Source organism: Actinomadura geliboluensis (genome assembly GCF_005889745.1).
Lineage (GTDB): Bacteria > Actinomycetota > Actinomycetes > Streptosporangiales > Streptosporangiaceae > Spirillospora > Spirillospora geliboluensis.
This window is the reverse complement of record NZ_VCKZ01000190.1, coordinates 1-16,806: the sequence shown is the minus strand read 5'-3', so window position 1 is coordinate 16,806 and position 16,806 is coordinate 1. Positions and strand designations below refer to the sequence as shown.

Sequence of the window (16,806 nt, the reverse complement as noted above, 5' to 3'; positions counted from 1 at the left end):
CCTCTACCTGCCCGTCATCATGGACCCCATCTACGGCTACCAGGCCGTCAACGTCGAAGCACAGGCCAACAACCCCGGCTCACTGCTGCACTGGACCCGCAAAATGATCGAGATCCGGCAGCGCCACCCCGTCTTCGGCGTCGGCTCCTACGTCGAACTCTCCGCCTCCAACCCCTCCGTCCTCGCCTTCACCCGCGAGATCGACGGGTCGGACGGCAACCAGTGGGGCGGCATGGACACCGTCCTCTGCGTGAACAACCTGTCCCGCTTCCCGCAGCCGGTCGAGCTCGACCTGCGGCGGTTCCGGGGCACCGCGCCCATCGAATGCATGGGCGGCGTCCAGTTCCCCGCCATCGGCGACCTGCCCTACCTGCTGACGCTCCCCGGGCACGGCTTCTACTGGTTCCTGCTCCCGCCGCCGCCCGCCGAGCACGACCCGGGAGAAGGAGTGATGTAGCCGTGCCGCCGCCAGACCATTCCCTCGTCCGGCTCCTGTCCGACTGGCTGCCCCGGCAGCGGTGGTTCGGCGGCAAGGACGAACCCATCGACGAGCTGTCCCTCGGCACCGCCACCGAACTGCGCACCGGCGACCCCGCCCTGCACCACCTCGTCCTCGACGTCCGCCAGAACGGCACCACCGACCACTACCAGCTCCTCCTCGGCGTCCGCCGCGAACTCCCCGACCGGCTCCAGCACGTGGAGATCGGACGGGCCGCCGGGCACCCGCCGATCACCGGGCACGTGTACGACGCCGCCCACGACCCGGACCTGACCCGCGTGCTGCTCGACCTCATGGCGAGCGAGGCGGCCGTCGGGCCGCTGCGGTTCCGCCGCGCGCCCGGCACCGGCATCCGCACCGGCCTGGAGGGGCTGCCGACCTCGGCCGAGCAGAGCAACACCTCACTGATCTTCGGCGACGCCTACATCTGCAAGCTGTTCCGGCGGCTGTCCCCCGGCGTCAACCCCGACCTGGAGGTCAACCTCGCGCTGACCCGCCAGGGCTGCGAGCACATCGCCGCCGTGCACGGCTGGATCGAGCTCGACCCCGGCGACCCCGCCGAGCCCGCCGCGGAGCCGGTCACGCTCGCGCTGCTGTCGGAGTTCCTGCGCACCGCGACGGACGGCTGGCAGCTCGCCCTCACCAGCGTTCGCGACTGGTTCGCCCAGCCCACCCCGCCGGGCCCGTCGGGCGAGGTCACGGCCGGGGACGCGGGCGACGCCGGCGGCGACTTCGCCGCGGAGGCGGAGCGGCTCGGCGCCGCCACCGCCGAGGTGCACCGCGACCTCGCCGCCGCGTTCGGCGTGGTGCGCACGCCGCCCGAGGCGCTGCGCGGCATCGTCTTCGGGATGAACCAGCAGCTCGACCAGGTCACCGCCGCCGTCCCGGAGCTGCGCCCGCACGCGCACGCGATCCGCGAGGTGTTCGACCGGGTCGCGGCGGACGCGTCCGAGATGGAGTTCCAGCGGGTCCACGGCGACTACCACCTCGGGCAGGTGCTGCGCACCGACGCGGGCTGGGTGCTGCTGGACTTCGAGGGCGAGCCGGCCCGCGCCCCGGGCGAGCGCCGCGCCTTCGCGCACCCGCTGCGCGACGTCGCCGGGATGCTGCGCTCCTTCGAGTACGCGGCGCGGTTCCTGCTCGCGCGCGGCGGCGGCCTGCCGGACGGCACCGCGGAGGCCCTCGAACTGCGCGCCCGCGCCTGGGCCGAGCGCAACCGCGCGGCGTTCTGCGCCGGCTACGCCGCCGCGGGCGGCCCCGACCCGGCCGCGCACGAGGCGCTGGTGCGGGCGTTCGAGTTCGACAAGGCGGTCTACGAGGTCCGCTACGAGGCGAGCAACCGGCCGTCCTGGCTCCCCGTCCCGCTCCGCTCCCTGGCCCGCCTGGCGGGCTGACCCCGGCGCGCGGACGGGGTTCACAGGTCGATCGCGTAGTCGAGGACGACGCGGTCGGCGGGCAGGACGATCTCGCGGCAGACCTCCATCACGCCGGCGTTCGCCAGCAGCCGGCGGGTGATGCCGAGGACGGGGACGCCGCCGCTCATGCGGAGGGTCTCGGCCTCCTCCGGGGTCGGCATCCGGGAGCGGACGGCCTCCTCCACCCGGACGGGCGGGTGCCCGAGGTAGGCGAGCTGCGCGAGCGTCCCGCCGGGCCACGGCTCGCGGGCCGGGTCGGCGACGGGGGTGTCGCCGACGAGGTCCCACGGCAGGTAGTTGACGGAGATCTGCTGCGGCTCCCCGCGCGCGAAGAAGACGAACCGGCGGCGCAGCAGCTCGGTGCCGGCCGGCAGCTCGAACAGCGCGCCCAGCTCGCCGTCCGCCCGCACCCGGGTGAACTCCTTGTCGAGCCGGTAGTCCGCCCAGTCGATCTTCTGGTCGCGGGTGAAGGTGGTCTCCGGGACGGCGAGGGGCCGGGTCACCGCGCGGTACCGGTCCATCGCGACGCGGCGCGCCGGGGGCACGACCTTGACGAGCGTGCCGCCGCCGCGGCGGGTCTCGACGAGTCCCTCGCCGCGCAGCAGCGCGACGGCCTGCCGGACGACGATCTCGGAGACGCCGTGGGTCTCGCACAGCTCGGCGATGGTCGGCAGCCGCGTCCCCGGCGGGAGGCTGCCGTCCCGGATCCCCTCCCGCAGCGTGTCGGCGATGCGCAGGTAGGCGGGGCGGTCCGGCACCGGCGTCACCTCCCTACTCAGCGCCGCACGCGCCCGGCGCGGCGTTCGAACGATGTTCGACTCGGCGTTCGATCCCGGCCCGTCCCTCTCCGCCATCCATACCTTCCACGCGCTATCCCGGAGGGCACGGTCCGCTTACGGACAGCTTGACACCTCTTGGCCCGAGTAAGACTTTTGTATACAGAAGAACGACCTCGGGGAAGGGACGACCTTGATGGGCGACTTCGACGTGTTGAAGGCGGCCATCGAGGAGGAGTTCCCGGGCTGGCAGGTGTGGCGCAGCGACGCGGGGCGCTGGTACGCGACCCGCATCGGCGACCTCACCGACGCCGAACTCCAGGCGGGATGTGCGATGACCGTGGCGGCGGACGACTCGGAGGGGCTCCGCCGGCTGCTCGTCGAGCAGACGCACGGAGGGCGCGGGGACCGGTGACCGGAGGCCATGGGGAACAGCGCGGCCCGGTCCGCGAGCGGGGGCGGACCGGGCCCGGGCGCTCCGGTGCGCAAGGTACCTGTGTCGCTGAGGTGACACAGGAGTGGATCCTCGGGCGGTGGGGTCGTTGTCACCCCTGGGGCGAGGTGGACGTGACCCGGTAGCGGGCGGCGGGCGGGGAGCCGCCCCACGGAACGTGGCCGCACGGGCGGCAGCATTCGGCGCGACCCCACGACGAAGAGTCGAGCCGCCCGTGCGGCCGCAAGCGCGCCCGCGCAGGTCGCGGCGCGCTCGCCGATCTTGAACGTCAAGCTCGCGGAAACAGGTCCTCCGGTCATGTGAGACCACCGCTTCTCGGGGCACTCCTACAGAAGTAAAGGCTCAGTGACGGGAGGCCATGAGGTCATGGCACGGGTGACGCGCGCGGAGATCGACCGGCTCGTCGGCGGCGACCACCACGATCCGCACGGCGTCCTCGGGGCGCATCCGGGCAGGGACGGCGTGACCGTGCGGGCGCTGCGCCCGCTGGCGGAGAAGGTCGAGGTCGTCCTGCCGAACGGCGACCGGCATCCGCTCCGCCACTTCCACCAGGGGCTGTTCACGGGCACCCTGCCGAAGGGGGCCTCTCTCGCGGGCGAGGACGAGCGCGCGGCGCCGCTGGCCGTCCCCGACTACCGGCTCGCCGTCACCTACGGGGACGGCGTCGAGACGATCCAGGACGACCCCTACCGGCACCTGCCGACGCTCGGCGAACTCGACCTGCACCTGATCGGCGAGGGGCGGCACGAGGAGCTGTGGCGGGCGCTCGGCGCGCAGCCCCGCTCCTACGCGTCCGCGCTCGGCACCGTGCACGGGACGGGTTTCGCGGTGTGGGCGCCGACGGCGCGCGGCGTGCGCGTGGTCGGCGACTTCAACCACTGGGACGGCCGCGGCCACCCGATGCGGTCGCTCGGCTCCACCGGCGTGTGGGAGCTGTTCGTGCCGGGTGTCGGCGACGGCACCTGCTACAAGTACGAGATCCTCGGCGCGGACGGCGTGTGGCGCACCAAGGCCGACCCCATGGCGCAGTGGACTGAGCGTCCCCCGGCGACGGCGTCGCGTGTGTTCACCTCGTCCTACACCTGGGGCGACGGCGCGTGGATGGACGCCCGCAAGGACCACGACTGGCTGCACGAACCGATGAGCGTGTACGAGGTGCACCTCGGGTCGTGGCGCCCTGGGCTCGGTTACAAGGAACTGGCCGACGAACTCACCGAGTACGTGCACGACATGGGGTTCACCCACGTCGAGCTGCTGCCGGTCGCGGAGCACCCCTACGGCCCGTCCTGGGGCTACCAGGTGACGTCCTATTACGCGCCCACGTCGCGGTTCGGGAACCCGGACGACTTCCGGCATCTCGTCGACCGGCTCCACCAGGCCGGTATCGGCGTCATCATGGACTGGGTGCCGGCCCACTTCCCCAAGGACGAATGGGCGATGGCCCGGTTCGACGGCACCGCGCTGTACGAGCACGACGACCCGGCACGCGGCGAGCACCCCGACTGGGGGACGCTCGTGTACAACTACGGCCGCGCCGAGGTCCGCAACTTCCTGGTGGCGAACGCGTCGTTCTGGCTGGAGGAGTTCCACATCGACGGCCTGCGCGTGGACGCCGTCGCCTCGATGCTGTACCTCGACTACTCGCGCAATGAGGGCGAGTGGTCGCCGAACATCTACGGCGGCCGCGAGAACCTGGAGGCCATCTCCTTCCTCCAGGAGATGAACGCGACGGTCTACAAGCGCAACCCCGGCGTCATGACGATCGCCGAGGAGTCCACGGCCTGGCCCGGCGTGTCCCGCCCGACCCACCTCGGCGGGCTCGGGTTCGGGTTCAAGTGGAACATGGGCTGGATGCACGACACGCTCGAATACCTGCGCCACGAGCCCGTGTTCCGGCACTACCACCACAACGAGATCACGTTCTCGCTGGTGTACGCGTTCTCGGAGAACTACGTGCTGCCGCTGTCGCACGACGAGGTCGTCCACGGCAAGGGCTCGCTGCTGAGCAAGATGCCGGGCGACGCGTGGCAGCAGTTCGCCGGGCTGCGCGCCCTGCTCGCCTACATGTGGTCGCATCCCGGCAAGCAGCTGCTGTTCATGGGGCAGGAATTCGGGCAGGGCGCCGAATGGGCGGAGGAGCGCCCGCTCGACTGGTGGCTGCTGGAGAACGCCGCCGAGGGCGCCAACCACCTCGGGCTGCAGAAGCTCGTCCGCGACCTGAACCGCGCCTACCGCGCCGAGCCCGCGCTGTGGACGCGCGACAGCGACCACGAGGGGTTCCGCTGGATCGACGGCAACGACGCGGGCGGCAACACCCTCTCCTACCTGCGCTACGGGACGCCCCGCGCCGACGGCGAGCCTCCGGTCCTGGCGTGCGTCGTGAACTTCGCCGGGAACCCGCACGAGGACTACCGGCTGGGCCTGCCCCGCGCGGGCCGCTGGCGCGAGGTCGTCAACACCGACTCCTACGACTACGGCGGCAGCGGCGTCGGCAACCTGGGCCATGTCGAGGCGTCCGGCGAGCCGTGCCACGGCCTGCCGGCGTCCGCGGTGCTGCGCGTCCCGCCGCTGGGCGCGGTCTGGCTCGTGCCCGAATAGGGGCGCGCGCGCAGACCCGCTCGGTCATAGGGTGGGCGCATGCAGCGCCTGCACAACGTTCCGGGCCAGTTTCTGGTCGAGCATCTGCCGCAATCGACGTTCCCCGAGGACGACGACTGGGTCGCGCTGATCCGCGCCCCGGAGGGCCTCACCGTCGTGCGGGAGGCGTCGCCGTTCACCGAGGCGGAACGCTGGGTCGGGTTCTACGGCGAGCCGGACGGCCTGGACGTGCCCGGCACGCTGGCCGCGCTCGTGCAGCCGCTCGCCGACGCGGGGGTGCCGGTCTTCGTGGTATCCACCTACCACGCCGACCTCGTCCTCGTCCCCGAGCACCGCCTGAAGGACGCGACGGAGGCGCTCCGCGGCGCAGGCCACCAGGTCGAGCTCTAGCCCGGGGCTAGAGGCGTTCCAGGAGCCAGCGCGGCCCGGTGACGGCGGCGCCGGCGGCCTCGCAGCGGGCGCGCAGCTCCCGGTCGGCCGTGACCACCAGGTGCGCGGTGTCGGGCCGGGCCTCCCGGACGAGTTCCACGATCCGGTCGTCGCCGCTGCCGGGCGCCGCCACGACGTTCACCCCGTCGGCGGGCTCGTCCGCGACCGGCCGCGCCGCGCCCTCCACGACCAGGACGACCTCCGGGAAGCAGCGGTCGAACGGCACGACCCCGCCGGGCAGGCCCCGCACACCGCCGGCCAGCGCCTTCAGGTCGTCGCGGAGCCGGGCGTTCGCCCCCGCGCGGTCCTTCCACCAGCCGTCGGCGCGGGCGCCCACGACGTTCGCCGCGTCCACGACGAGGACGAGGCCCTTCATCGCGTCCCGCAGCCGGGGCCACGACCGGGCGAACGGCGCGAACAGCTTGCGGTCGGTGACCTCCTCCTCCCGCACCCACTCGGCCCTGCGCGTCTCCCTGGACGCCGCGTCCACGGGGACGAGCTCGGTCAGCGACCCCATCACGGACGTGAACGACCAGCCGCCGTGGTCCTCGACGGTGGTGCCGTGGACGTTCACCGCGCTGACGTCGAGCGTGCACTCCTCGGAGGTCTCCCGCAGCGCGCCCGTGACGGGGTCCTCGTGGCTGTGCAGCGCGCCGCCGAACATGCCCCACGTCCCGCCGCCGATCCCCCACCAGGCGCGCTGCTGGAGCAGGATCCACACCTGGCCGCCGGCGTCGCGGTGGTAGGCCAGCAGGCCCGCGGCACCGAACCGTCCCCAGTGCGTGTGGCCCTGCCCGCAGCCGGCCCAGCCGTCGCCGTCTCCCATGCGTCCGACGATAGCGCCGGACGCTCGTGACGAACGGCATAGTGCCGCCCCGCCGGGCACCGAATACCATTCTGAAGATCACCGCTGAGCAGGGAGAGTGAAGTGAGCGTCGACGCGAGCGCGGCGGCCTTTCAGGAGGCCGCCGAACTGTGGAACACGCTGTCCGGCGCCGGCTTCATCCAGGCGATGGTGGACCGGCGCGTCCCGGAGATCTCCGACATCAGCGACTACATCGGGCAGGACGTGCGGGCCGCCGAACCGGGCCGCGTGGAGATCGCGTGGTCGCCCGCGGACAAGCTCTGCAACCCCGGCGGCACCGTCCACGGCGGCTACATCGCGATGATCCTCGACAACGCGGTCTGCCTGGCGGCGAGCAGCACGTGCGAGCACTTCATGCCGATGCTCACGCTCAACCTGAACGTCGACTACCTGCGCGCCGTCCAGTCCGGCCAGACCTACACGGTGACCGGCACCTGCCTGCACCCCGGCGGCACCCGCATGGTCTCCAACGCGCTGATCACCGACACCGCCGGCCGCCCGGTCGCCCAGGCGTCCGCCAGCGTCATCCCCAACAAGGCGTTCGCCCGCTGAGCTCACTCGGGGTGCGGGAACGGCGCCGGGTGAGCGCATAGGCTGGGGCGCATGGTGGATCCCGGCACAGTCGTCAACGTGATCAAGCAGGCCCGCGAGCGGCGGACGGCGCCGCTGATCCTCGAACTCGATCTCACCGACGGGCTCGTGGAGACCGCGCCGGCCGACCCGATCTCGGCGATCCTGTCCATGCGCCGGACGAACCTGCGGGACGTCCTGGACGGGCTGCGCCGCGCCCGCTCCGACAGCCGGGTGCGCGCCCTCGTGGTGAAGGTGTCCGGCGGCGTCGGGCTGGCGCTCGTCCAGGAGCTGCGCGAGGCCGTCCAGGCGCTGCGGGACGCGGGCAAGTTCACCGTCGCGTGGGCTGAGACCTACGGTGAGGGCGGGCGCGGCACCGTGCCGTACTACCTGGCCACCGCGTTCGACAAGGTGTACCTGCAGCCGACCGGCGAGGTGGGGCTGACCGGCGTCGCGCTGGAGGAGCCGTTCTTCGCGGGCGCGCTGGAGAAGGCGGGCATCGAGCCGCGGTTCGCCAAGCGGTACGAGTACAAGACCATGGCGAACACGTTCATGGAGAAGGCGTACACGCCGGAGCACGAGGAGTCGTCGCGGCGGCTCGTCGCCTCGCTCGGGGAGCAGATCACCGCCGGGGTCGCCGCCGCCCGCGGGCTGCCGGAGGAGACGGTGCGGGCGCTCGTCGACCGCGGCCCCTTCCTCGCCGACGAGGCGCTGGAGGAGAACCTCGTCGACCGGCTCGCCTACCGCGACGAGGTCTACGCCGACCTGCGGGAGCGGTTCGGCGAGGAGGCGCAGCTGCGCTACGTGTCGCGGTACAACCGCGCGCACGGCCTCGCGAGCCGGCTCCCCCAGCCGGGCAAGCAGGACGTCGTCGCGCTGATCAACGGGCAGGGCCCGATCCGGCTCGGCCGCAGCGGGCGCGGCGGGCCGCTGCCGAACTCGGGGCCCGCGATGGGCTCGGACACGATCGGCGCCGCGTTCCGCGCCGCGGTGAAGGACGAGCGGGTCAAGGCCATCGTGTTCCGGGTGAACAGCCCCGGCGGGTCCGCCGTCGCGTCCGACGCGATCTGGCGCGAGGTCGTCCTCGCGCGCCGCGCCGGCAAGCCCGTGGTCGTGTCGATGGGCAACGTCGCGGCGTCCGGCGGCTACTACGTGTCGATGGCGGCGGACACGATCGTCGCGCAGCCCGGCACGCTCACCGGCTCGATCGGCGTCGTCGTCGGCAAGGCCGTGGTGAACGGCCTGCTGGACCGCGTCGGCATCGGTCTCGGCGCCGTCGCCGACGGCGCCCACGCCCGGATGCTCAGCGCCACCAAGGACTTCAGCGACTCCGAGTGGGAGCGGGTCAACGCCTCCCTCGACCGGATCTACGACGACTTCACCGCGAAGGTCGCCGAGGGCCGGGAGCTGTCCCGCGAGCGCGTCCACGAGCTGGCCCGGGGCCGGGTGTGGACGGGTGCGGACGCGAAGGAGCGCGGCCTCGTCGACGAGCTCGGCGGCATCGACGCCGCCCTCGACCTGGCCCGCAAGAAGGCCGGGCTGGCGTCCGACGCGCCGGTCCGGACGTACCCGCACACCTCGCCGCTGGAGCGGCTGCGCCCGCCGGAGTCCAGCGAGGACCGCACGGCCGCGTCCGCCCGCTTCGACGGGTGGGGGTCGCTCGGCGGCCTCGCCGCGCGCCTCGGGCTGCCCGCCGCGGGCCCGCTGACCCTGCCGGGCACCTGGGAGATCCGCTGAGCGCCGACTTCGTCGAGGCCGTCGCGGGCTTCGCCACGGGGGTGGCCGTGCTGACGGTCCGCGACGGCCGCGACGACCTCGGCACCACGGTGACCTCGTTCATGTCGGTCTCCCTGGACCCGCCGCTGGTGGTGGCGAGCGTGGCGACGTCGTCGTACCTGTCGGAGGTCCTGAACCGGCGGCCCCGCTGGGCGGCGACGGTCCTGGCGTCGGCGCAGCGGGCCCTGGCCGGGCGGTTCGCGGCCGAGGGCCGTCCGAGCGCCCGCATCCTGCTGGCCGCCGAGCCGCACCACCGCGGCCCGCATTCGGACGCCCTGATCCCCGACACGGGCGTCTCCGCGCTGGAATGCGAGACCCGCCAGGCCATCGAGGCGGGCGACCACACGCTCTTCGTCGCCGAGGCCCTCGCCACCGACTACGTGACCCGCGACCGCTCGCCGCTGATCCGCGTCAACCGCCGCTACCTGCCCGCCTAGCCGGGCCTACCCGGCCGGGTCAGCGGACCCGGCGGCCCGCCTTCCACACGGCGTGGGTCTGGGGGACGCCGGGGCGGTAGGCGAGGTGGATGTAGGACGCGGCGTCCAGGACGTGGACGTCTGCGCGCGCGCCCGGGGCGAGGTGGCCGACGTCGGTGCGGCGGAGGGCGCGGGCGCCGCCGGCGGTCGCGGACCAGACGGCCTCGGCCGGGGTCATGTGCATGTCGCGGACGGCCACGGCGATGCAGAACGCCATGCTCGAGCTGTAGCAGGAGCCGGGGTTGCAGTCGCTGGCGAGGGCGACGGTCGCGCCGGCGTCCAGGAGGCGGCGGGCGTCGGGGTAGGGCTGGCGGGTGGAGAACTCGACGCCGGGCAGGAGGGTCGCGACCGTCTGCGACGAGGCGAGGGCGTCCACGTCGGCGTCGCTGAGGAACGTGCAGTGGTCGGCGGAGGCGGCGTCCAGTTCGACGGCGAGCCGCACGGCGGGGCCTTGGGTGAGCTGGTTTGCGTGCAGGCGGGGGCTCAGGCCCGCCTTCATGCCCGCCTGCAGGATCTCGCGGGTCTGGTCGGCGTCGAACGCACCCTCCTCGCAGAAGGCGTCCACCCAGCGGGCGTGCGGGGCGCAGGCGGCGAGCATGTCGGTCGCGGCCAGGTGCGCGTAGGCGGCGGCGTCGTCCTTGTACTCGGCGGGGACGACATGGGCGCCGAGGTAGGTGACCTCGTCCGCGAGTTCGGCGGCGATGCGGACGGCGCGCTCCTCCTGCTCGACCGTGAGGCCGTAGCCGGACTTGCACTCGACGGTCGTCGTCCCCTGGCCCGCCATCTCCCCGATGAGGCGGCGCAGGTTCGCGCGGAGATCGTCGTCGGACGCGGCGCGGGTGCGCTCGACGGTGGTGCGGATGCCGCCCGCCGCGTACTTCCGGCCGCTCATCCGGGCGGAGAACTCCTCGGCGCGCTCGCCCGCGAAGACGAGGTGCGCGTGGGAGTCCACGAAGCCGGGGAGGACGGCCCGCCCGGCGGCGTCGAACGCCTCGTCGGCGGCGGGCGCCTCGGCGGCCGGGCCCGTCCAGGCGACGGTGCCGCCGTCCATGACCAGGGCGGCGTCGCGGACGATGCCGAGACCGCCGCCGGCGGCCGGGTCGTTGGTGACGAGTTCCCCGATGTTCGTGATGACCGTGCTCACCAGGGCAGCATCTCACGCGGTGCGGCGGCGTCCCACCCGGTGCCAGGACGCCCCACCCGGTGCGGTCGCGTCTCACCCGGTGCCGTTACGTCAACACAGTGCCGCTGCGTCTCACGCGGTGCCGGCGCTGTCGGGCGCCGGCACCGCGCGGGCCGTCAGCGGCGGCGCGCGTCGGCCTCCAGGAGGGGGGCGGTGCCGCGCGCGGGCGCGCGCAGGTCGACGACTCCCTGCCGCTCGGAGAAGACCTCGACGACTTGCCGGGTGTGGCTGCCGCCGGCGCCGTGCTCCATCCGCACGCCGGGCCCGACGCGCAGCGACGTGCACTTGAAGTGGATGGCGTAGACGTTCTGCGCCTCACCGCCGACGACGGAGTCGCACACCATCACCTTCTTCGTTCCGTCCTCCATGTCCTGCACGACCGCGTACCCGTGGTCGGTCGGCAGGTAGTAGTCCGAGCTCATGTGACCGTCCTTTCTCGTTTGTGTGGTTGGTCAGAGGGGGCGGACGGGCGAGACGCCCTCGCAGTCGATCCCGAACATCACCCGCTTCCAGTCGCCGGCGTAGGCGAAGATCCCGCCGGACGTCGCGACGCCCAGCCTCGACGGCATCCGCGTCGCGTCCACGTGCCTGCGCACGCGCCCCATCGAGTGGACGCCGTCCATGTCCTCCCAGAGCGACACGTTGAGCAGCGTCCGGGCGCGCCAGGCGACCATCAGCGACGACCCGAGGAACCCGGTCGCGTCCCGCCGCACGTCCCGCGCCAGCCGCTTGTGCAGGACGAGCACGAGGAGCAGCGCCCACAGGCTCGGGCACTCGAACCGCGTCACCACGATGACGCCGTCCTTCACCTCGCCCGCGGCACCGTCCCGCACAGCGCCCGTGGCGCCGTCCGGCAGAGCACCTGGGACGCCGCCCGGGATCACAGCGTCTGCAGCGCCGTCAGCGCCGCCAGCGACACCAGGGCCGTCCCGGACAGGGCGCGAATCGATCTCAGCCATAGCCGTTGCCTTCTCGTTCCCATGTCGACCATCGCGGGCGTGAAGCGCAGGCTCCCCACCGCGACGCTGAGGTTGGACAGCAGCGCCATGCCGACCATGACCGGCGCGGCCGTCCACGGGTCCAGCAGCACCACCGCGGCGACCGCGACCCACACCAGCGACACCGCCTTCTGCGTCGTCACGAGCAGGCCGAGGTCGAAGCCCCAGGCCACGCCGCGCGACCCCGGCGGCAGCCGGTGCACGAGCTGCTGCGGGACCTGCCGCCACACGTGCGGCGTCCGGCCCGCCAGGTCGGCGAGCCCGAACCCGAGGGCCACCGCGGCGAGGGCGAGCACCCGCGCGTCCTCCGGCAGGACCTCGTGCACCCCGCGCCCCACCACGTACAGCAGCAGCGCTACGAGCAGCCCCGCGAGGACGCCGCCCGCGGTGAGGCCGGTCAGGAAGCGCGCGCCGTCCGCCGGACGGCGGCGCATCAGCGGGCCGGAGACTCCGGCCATGGACCGGCCTCAAGGGCTCAGGATGTGCAGGACCGCGCCGATCCCGCCGAGCACCACCCACGTGACCACGCGCGGCCCGTCAGCTGTAGCGGCACTCGAAGGCCGAGTGCTGCTTGCCGCTGTAGTAGGCCTCGCAGCAGGAGCAGTGCAGGTAGGCGCTCATGGCGCAGCCCCACAGGTAGTCCATGTTGTTGCGGCAGGTGGTCATGGAGACGTTGGGGCAGACCGCGAGGTTGCAGCAGTTCTGCTTGCAGATCGCGTACGCGGGCTCGGACCGGCCGAACACGGCCGAGGCGGCGGTCAGCCCGCCCGCGCCGAGCGCGCCGAGGAACCCGCGCCGGGCCCACCGCCCGGTCGCCCGCCCCGCCCGGCCGCCGGCGCGGCCTCCCGCGTCGCCGCGCGGGCGGTGCTCCGTCGTGGTGGTCATGACACTCCCTTCGGTTCGTTGACCCTCGTCCTGAGGGCCTGGACGTCCTGGAAGACGAGGGCCGACTCCAGCCGCCCGCCGCGGATGACCAGTGCGGTCGGGCTCATCCGGACGTTGAACTCGTCGGCGACCCAGCTGCCGCCCTCGTCGACGTAGTGCGCGAGGCGGTGCAGCCCGTACTGCTGGACGAAGCGGTCGCCGCGCGCACGCTCCGCCGTGGAGACGACCACGGCCATGTCGCCCTCGGCGCCCCTGTCCAGCTCGTCCGACAGCTGCTGGGCGACGTCCTTGCAGGTGGAGCAGGCGGTGCTGAGGACGAGCACGGTCCGGGCGGCGTCGATGTCGGTGCCGGGGCCGGTGAGGCCGGCGAGCTCGGCCGGCCAGCGGCCGGGTTCGGTGCCGAGCCGCGCGTCGTCCAGCGGCCAGATCGCGGGGTCGCGGTCGGCGGCGGTCTCCCGCTCGGTCGGCAGCCGCGAGCTCAGCTCGCCGAGCATCGCGAACAGCAGCACGACGGCGGCGACGAGGACGAGCAGCACGGCGCCGAAGAAGACTTCCATCATGGGGGTGTTCCTCCGTCTATCGCGAGGCAGGGAGGGGCCGGGTGAGGTCCTTGATGAGGCCGCGGTGCGCCCACCCGCACACCAGCAGCGCGCCGAACGCCAGCCCGGTGCCGGACTGGAAGAAGTACGCGGTGGCGGAGCCGGGCGCCGCGGCCGCCAGGTTCACCGCCGGGACGGCCATGAGCAGCGCCCCGGCGAGGACGTTGAACCAGCCGAGCGGCCGGCCGCCCGTCGCGCCGAGGCAGCCGCAGACGGCGCCGCCGCCGCGGACGGCGCCGAGGACGCCGGCCGCGGCGAAGCTCGCGCCGAGCACGCCCACCGCCCAGGCGCCGGCCGGGCGGGTCGCGGTGCCGGTCAGCGCGAGCGCGGCGAGGATCTCCACCGCCGCGAACGCCCGGACATGGCCGCTCGCGAACCCGTCGCCCGAGGACCGGACGAGCGCGTTCAGGGCCCGGCCGAGCTGCGCCGGAGAAACCATTTTCGAGACGCCCGCGACGAACAATACGGCGGCCGCGGACGAATTGACGACGACGAGGACGGAATCGTTTACAGCCATGCTGAGGACGACCTCGTTAAAGGAGCGGGGAACGGGGAGCGATCGATACGATCTTTTTAACCCGCCTTGATCAAGGAGTCAATGACGTGCGCGGCCGGGCAGGAATTGAGTCGATTGCTCAACCGGCGCGGCGGGACTGCTCATTCGGCGGCCGGCCGCTCGCGCGGCGCGGCGGGGGCGCTCAGGTCCAGGCGCCCGAGCTCACCCCGGGTCCGCACGCCGAGCTTGGGATACGCCCGGTAGAGGTGGTTCCCGACGGTCCGCGGGCTGAGGAACAGCCGGTCGGCGATCTCCCGGTTGCTGGCACCGGCCGCGGCGAGCCGCACGATCTGCAACTCCTGGTGGGTGAGGCCGCCGAGCACCGTTTCCGGAGCGTCCGCCGGGCGCGTTCCGCAGGCCCCGAGCTCCGCCCTCGCCCGCTCCGCCCAGGCAGCGGAGCCGGAGTTCTCAAACAATTCGAGCGCGTTGCTCAAATGCGTTCGCGCATCTGCTCTGCGGCGCTCCCTGCGCAGCCATTCGCCGTACAGCAGCCCGGTGCGGGCCCGCTCATAGGCGTTGCCGTTCCCGAGCAGTTCCAGCGCGTTCACGAAATGCCGTTCCGCCGCCGCGCCGGCGGCGAGCTGGGCGCGGCACCGCTCGGCCAGCGCCCGCACGTCCGGGGACGCGTCCCGGGCCGCCCGGCGGTCGAGCAGGGCGAGCGGGCACGCCGCCCGGTCCGGCCGCCCGGCGCGCACCGCCGCCTCGACGCGGTCGGCCGCCTGGCGGGCGGCGCTCGCGGCCGGGCCCGCCGCCGGCACCTCCTCGGGGAGCTCCTCCAGCCGGGCCAGCGCCTCGGCGTGCCGCCCGGCGCCGAGGTCGAGCAGCGCGAGCGCCCACGTCCCGAGGGAGACGGCCGGCGCGACGTCCTCGGCGCGGGCCTGCTCCAGGCCGGCGGTGACCAGGTCCGCGCAGCGCTTCTCGTCGCCCGCCACCGCGGCGAGCCAGCCGAGCAGGCAGCTCAGCTGGGCCGTCCGCGTCCGCGCGCCGGCGTCGCCCGCCAGCCGCAGCCCCTCCTCGGCCGCCTCCCGCGCCTCGCCGTGCAGGCCCCGCCCGACCAGCGCGTGGGCGAGGACCTGGAGCGCGTAGGGCAGCCGCCCGGCCTCGGTGCGGCAGTCCCGCGCGAACCGCGCGGCCGCCTCGTGCGCGCCGGGGGCGCCGTCCGCGAACGCGATGGTGGACGCGGTGAGGCGGCGGCCCAGCTCGTCCGGTAACGAGCGCCGCAGGTCGGCGAGCCGCCCGGCGGCGCCCGCCGCGTCCATCGCCGCGCCGATCGCGGCCGGCAGCCGGGCCAGCGCGGAGCCCGGCGGCAGCGGAAGGGCGCCGAGCGCGTCCAGCGCCTCCCGGATGAGCAGGGCGTCGCCCGCGTGCCAGCCGCACCGGGCGGCGTCGGCGAGCAGCAGCGCGGCACCGGCGGGGTCGAGCCCGGCGAGCGGCGCGGCACCGGCGACCAGCGTCCGCGCGGCCCGGCGCGGCGACCCGCACTCGGCCTCCGCCGCCGCGCCGGCCCGCGCCAGCTCGGCGCGCGTCAGCGGGTCGGCCGCGAGCCGGCGGGCGCGCGCGACGAGGTCCCGGGCCCCGTCGAACAGGCCCGCCGCGCAGGCGGCGCGGGCCGCGGCGGCGAGCCGGCGGGCGCGGGCCCGCTCCCCGGCGGTCAGCTCCGCCGCCCGCGCGTGGCAGACGTAGGCGCGCCGGTCCCCCGAGCACGCTCCGGCGCGCTCCAGCTCGGCCGCGACGTCCGCCTGGTACCCCAGGGACGCGGCGGCCAGGTGCCAGGTGCGCGCCTCGGGGTGCGCGGCGCCCGCGCTGTCGGCGAGCGCCCGGTGTGCGGCCCGCCGCTCGGACGGCGTCGCCCGGTGGTAGGCGACGGCCCGGACCAGCGGATGCGCGAACGCGATCGTCGTGCGGGTCGCCGCCAGCAGCCCGGCGCGCTCGGCGGGCGCGAAGTCGGCGACGGTCGCGCCGACGCTCGCCGCGGCGCCCGTGACGCGGGCCGTGTCGCGGGTGTCGTCCGCGGCGGCCAGGAGCAGCAGCGCCCGGGTGCCGGGCGGGAGCGCGCCGAGCCGGGCGCACAGCTCGGCCTGGAGCGTCCCCCCGACCGGGGAGGCGCCGTCGTGGAACGTGAACGGGTTGATGCATCCCGCGCGCTGCGCCGGGGACAGCGACGCCGCCAGCAGCCGCAGCGCCAGCGGGTTCCCCTCGGCCTCGGCGAGGACGCGGTCCCGCGCGGGCGGCGCCAGGCCGGCGCCGGCCGCGGTGCCGCGCAGGAACGCCGCGGCCTCCTCCGGGCAGAGGCGCCGCAGCCTGATCTCCGCCAGGCCGGACGATCCGAACGTGCTCTCGTCGCGGGCGGCGGCCAGCAGCGCGGCCGGCTCGGCGCCGAGGCGGCGCGCCGCGTACGCCAGCGCGTCCGCCGACGCGGCGTCCAGCCACTGGGCGTCGTCGACGAGGCAGACCACGGGCCGGTCCGCGGCGAGCCGGTGCAGCAGCGCGAGGACGGCGCGGCGCACGGCGAAGACGTCCTCGCGGCCCGCCGCCGCCTGCGGTTCGATCAGGGCGCGCAGCCGCTCGGCCTCCGGGCCGCCCAGGTCGCGGACCGGCCGCAGCATCAGCTCCAGCGACGCGAACGGCTGCTCGGCCTCCGGCGGGGACCCGGCGCAGCGCAGCACGAGCGCCCCGTCCGCCGCGTCCGCCGCGTGGTCGAGGAGCACGGTCTTGCCGATCCCGGCC

The 16,806-nt window shown here is 74.5% G+C and carries 18 protein-coding genes; 8 read left to right on the top strand and 10 right to left on the bottom strand.

Going from position 1 to position 16,806, the window contains the following annotated elements:
• Both ETD96_RS24180 and ETD96_RS44995 read left to right on the top strand, forming a co-directional pair.
• Positions 1-457: alpha-glucosidase C-terminal domain-containing protein (locus tag ETD96_RS24180; protein ID WP_171069202.1), on the top strand; the 457-nt coding region annotated here is incomplete at its 5' end.
• A 2-nt stretch (positions 458-459) separates the two neighbouring features.
• Positions 460-1,893, top strand: a complete 1,434-nt coding sequence (locus ETD96_RS44995; protein ID WP_171069201.1) for a maltokinase N-terminal cap-like domain-containing protein — start codon at positions 460-462, stop codon at positions 1,891-1,893.
• Between the two features lie 20 nt (positions 1,894-1,913).
• On the opposite strand, the gene ETD96_RS24170 is transcribed toward ETD96_RS44995, so the two are convergent.
• The gene (locus tag ETD96_RS24170; protein WP_138638763.1) at positions 1,914-2,672 is read right to left on the bottom strand and encodes a GntR family transcriptional regulator; all 759 of its coding nucleotides are present in this window, start codon (positions 2,670-2,672) and stop codon (positions 1,914-1,916) included.
• Between the two features lie 214 nt (positions 2,673-2,886).
• Here ETD96_RS24170 and ETD96_RS24165 point away from each other — a divergent pair, with 214 nt between their 5' ends.
• From ETD96_RS24165 to ETD96_RS24155, 3 genes are all read left to right on the top strand, one after another.
• Positions 2,887-3,105: a hypothetical protein gene (locus tag ETD96_RS24165; protein ID WP_138638762.1), complete on the top strand. Its 219-nt coding sequence runs from the start codon at positions 2,887-2,889 to the stop codon at positions 3,103-3,105.
• 405 nt (positions 3,106-3,510) lie between these two features.
• Complete coding sequence (gene glgB / locus ETD96_RS24160) at positions 3,511-5,742, top strand: 1,4-alpha-glucan branching protein GlgB (RefSeq protein ID WP_138638761.1); 2,232 nt, start codon at positions 3,511-3,513, stop codon at positions 5,740-5,742.
• Between the two features lie 39 nt (positions 5,743-5,781).
• Positions 5,782-6,132 carry an ACT domain-containing protein gene (locus ETD96_RS24155; RefSeq protein ID WP_138638760.1) on the top strand — a complete coding sequence of 117 codons (351 nt, stop codon included), beginning with the start codon at positions 5,782-5,784 and terminating at the stop codon, positions 6,130-6,132.
• Between the two features lie 7 nt (positions 6,133-6,139).
• Here ETD96_RS24155 and ETD96_RS24150 read toward each other — a convergent pair whose 3' ends face one another.
• Positions 6,140-6,997, bottom strand: coding sequence for an NUDIX hydrolase (locus tag ETD96_RS24150; protein ID WP_138638759.1), 858 nt, complete (start codon positions 6,995-6,997; stop codon positions 6,140-6,142).
• 102 nt (positions 6,998-7,099) lie between these two features.
• Here ETD96_RS24150 and ETD96_RS24145 point away from each other — a divergent pair, with 102 nt between their 5' ends.
• The 3 genes from ETD96_RS24145 to ETD96_RS24135 are packed head-to-tail and all read left to right on the top strand — an operon-like array spanning position 7,100 to position 9,819.
• Positions 7,100-7,588 carry a PaaI family thioesterase gene (locus ETD96_RS24145; protein ID WP_240808111.1) on the top strand — a complete coding sequence of 163 codons (489 nt, stop codon included), beginning with the start codon at positions 7,100-7,102 and terminating at the stop codon, positions 7,586-7,588.
• Between the two features lie 51 nt (positions 7,589-7,639).
• Positions 7,640-9,343, top strand: a complete 1,704-nt coding sequence (gene sppA, locus ETD96_RS24140) for a signal peptide peptidase SppA (protein WP_138638758.1) — start codon at positions 7,640-7,642, stop codon at positions 9,341-9,343.
• Positions 9,328-9,819 carry a flavin reductase family protein gene (locus ETD96_RS24135; protein WP_138638764.1) on the top strand — a complete coding sequence of 164 codons (492 nt, stop codon included), beginning with the start codon at positions 9,328-9,330 and terminating at the stop codon, positions 9,817-9,819. The genes sppA and ETD96_RS24135 overlap by 16 nt, the downstream gene beginning before the upstream one ends.
• A gap of 19 nt (positions 9,820-9,838) precedes the next feature.
• Here ETD96_RS24135 and hutI read toward each other — a convergent pair whose 3' ends face one another.
• The 8 genes from hutI to ETD96_RS24095 form a co-directional block, all read right to left on the bottom strand.
• Positions 9,839-11,002 carry an imidazolonepropionase gene (hutI, locus tag ETD96_RS24130; protein ID WP_205719433.1) on the bottom strand — a complete coding sequence of 388 codons (1,164 nt, stop codon included), beginning with the start codon at positions 11,000-11,002 and terminating at the stop codon, positions 9,839-9,841.
• 155 nt (positions 11,003-11,157) lie between these two features.
• Positions 11,158-11,463, bottom strand: coding sequence for a hypothetical protein (locus ETD96_RS24125; RefSeq protein WP_138638756.1), 306 nt, complete (start codon positions 11,461-11,463; stop codon positions 11,158-11,160).
• A 30-nt stretch (positions 11,464-11,493) separates the two neighbouring features.
• Positions 11,494-11,874, bottom strand: coding sequence for a hypothetical protein (locus ETD96_RS24120; protein ID WP_138638755.1), 381 nt, complete (start codon positions 11,872-11,874; stop codon positions 11,494-11,496).
• A 47-nt stretch (positions 11,875-11,921) separates the two neighbouring features.
• Positions 11,922-12,497 (bottom strand): hypothetical protein, encoded by a 576-nt coding sequence (locus ETD96_RS24115; protein ID WP_138638754.1) that lies wholly within the window; start codon positions 12,495-12,497, stop codon positions 11,922-11,924.
• Positions 12,498-12,576: 79 nt separating this feature from the next.
• The gene (locus ETD96_RS24110) at positions 12,577-12,924 is read right to left on the bottom strand and encodes a twin-arginine translocation signal domain-containing protein (protein WP_138638753.1); all 348 of its coding nucleotides are present in this window, start codon (positions 12,922-12,924) and stop codon (positions 12,577-12,579) included.
• Positions 12,921-13,484: a hypothetical protein gene (locus tag ETD96_RS24105; protein ID WP_138638752.1), complete on the bottom strand. Its 564-nt coding sequence runs from the start codon at positions 13,482-13,484 to the stop codon at positions 12,921-12,923. The genes ETD96_RS24110 and ETD96_RS24105 overlap by 4 nt, the downstream gene beginning before the upstream one ends.
• Positions 13,485-13,500: 16 nt before the next feature.
• Positions 13,501-14,040, bottom strand: a complete 540-nt coding sequence (locus tag ETD96_RS24100) for a MauE/DoxX family redox-associated membrane protein (protein WP_138638751.1) — start codon at positions 14,038-14,040, stop codon at positions 13,501-13,503.
• A gap of 140 nt (positions 14,041-14,180) precedes the next feature.
• On the bottom strand, positions 14,181-16,806 hold a 2,626-nt coding region (locus ETD96_RS24095; RefSeq protein WP_138638750.1), incomplete at its 5' end, for a helix-turn-helix transcriptional regulator.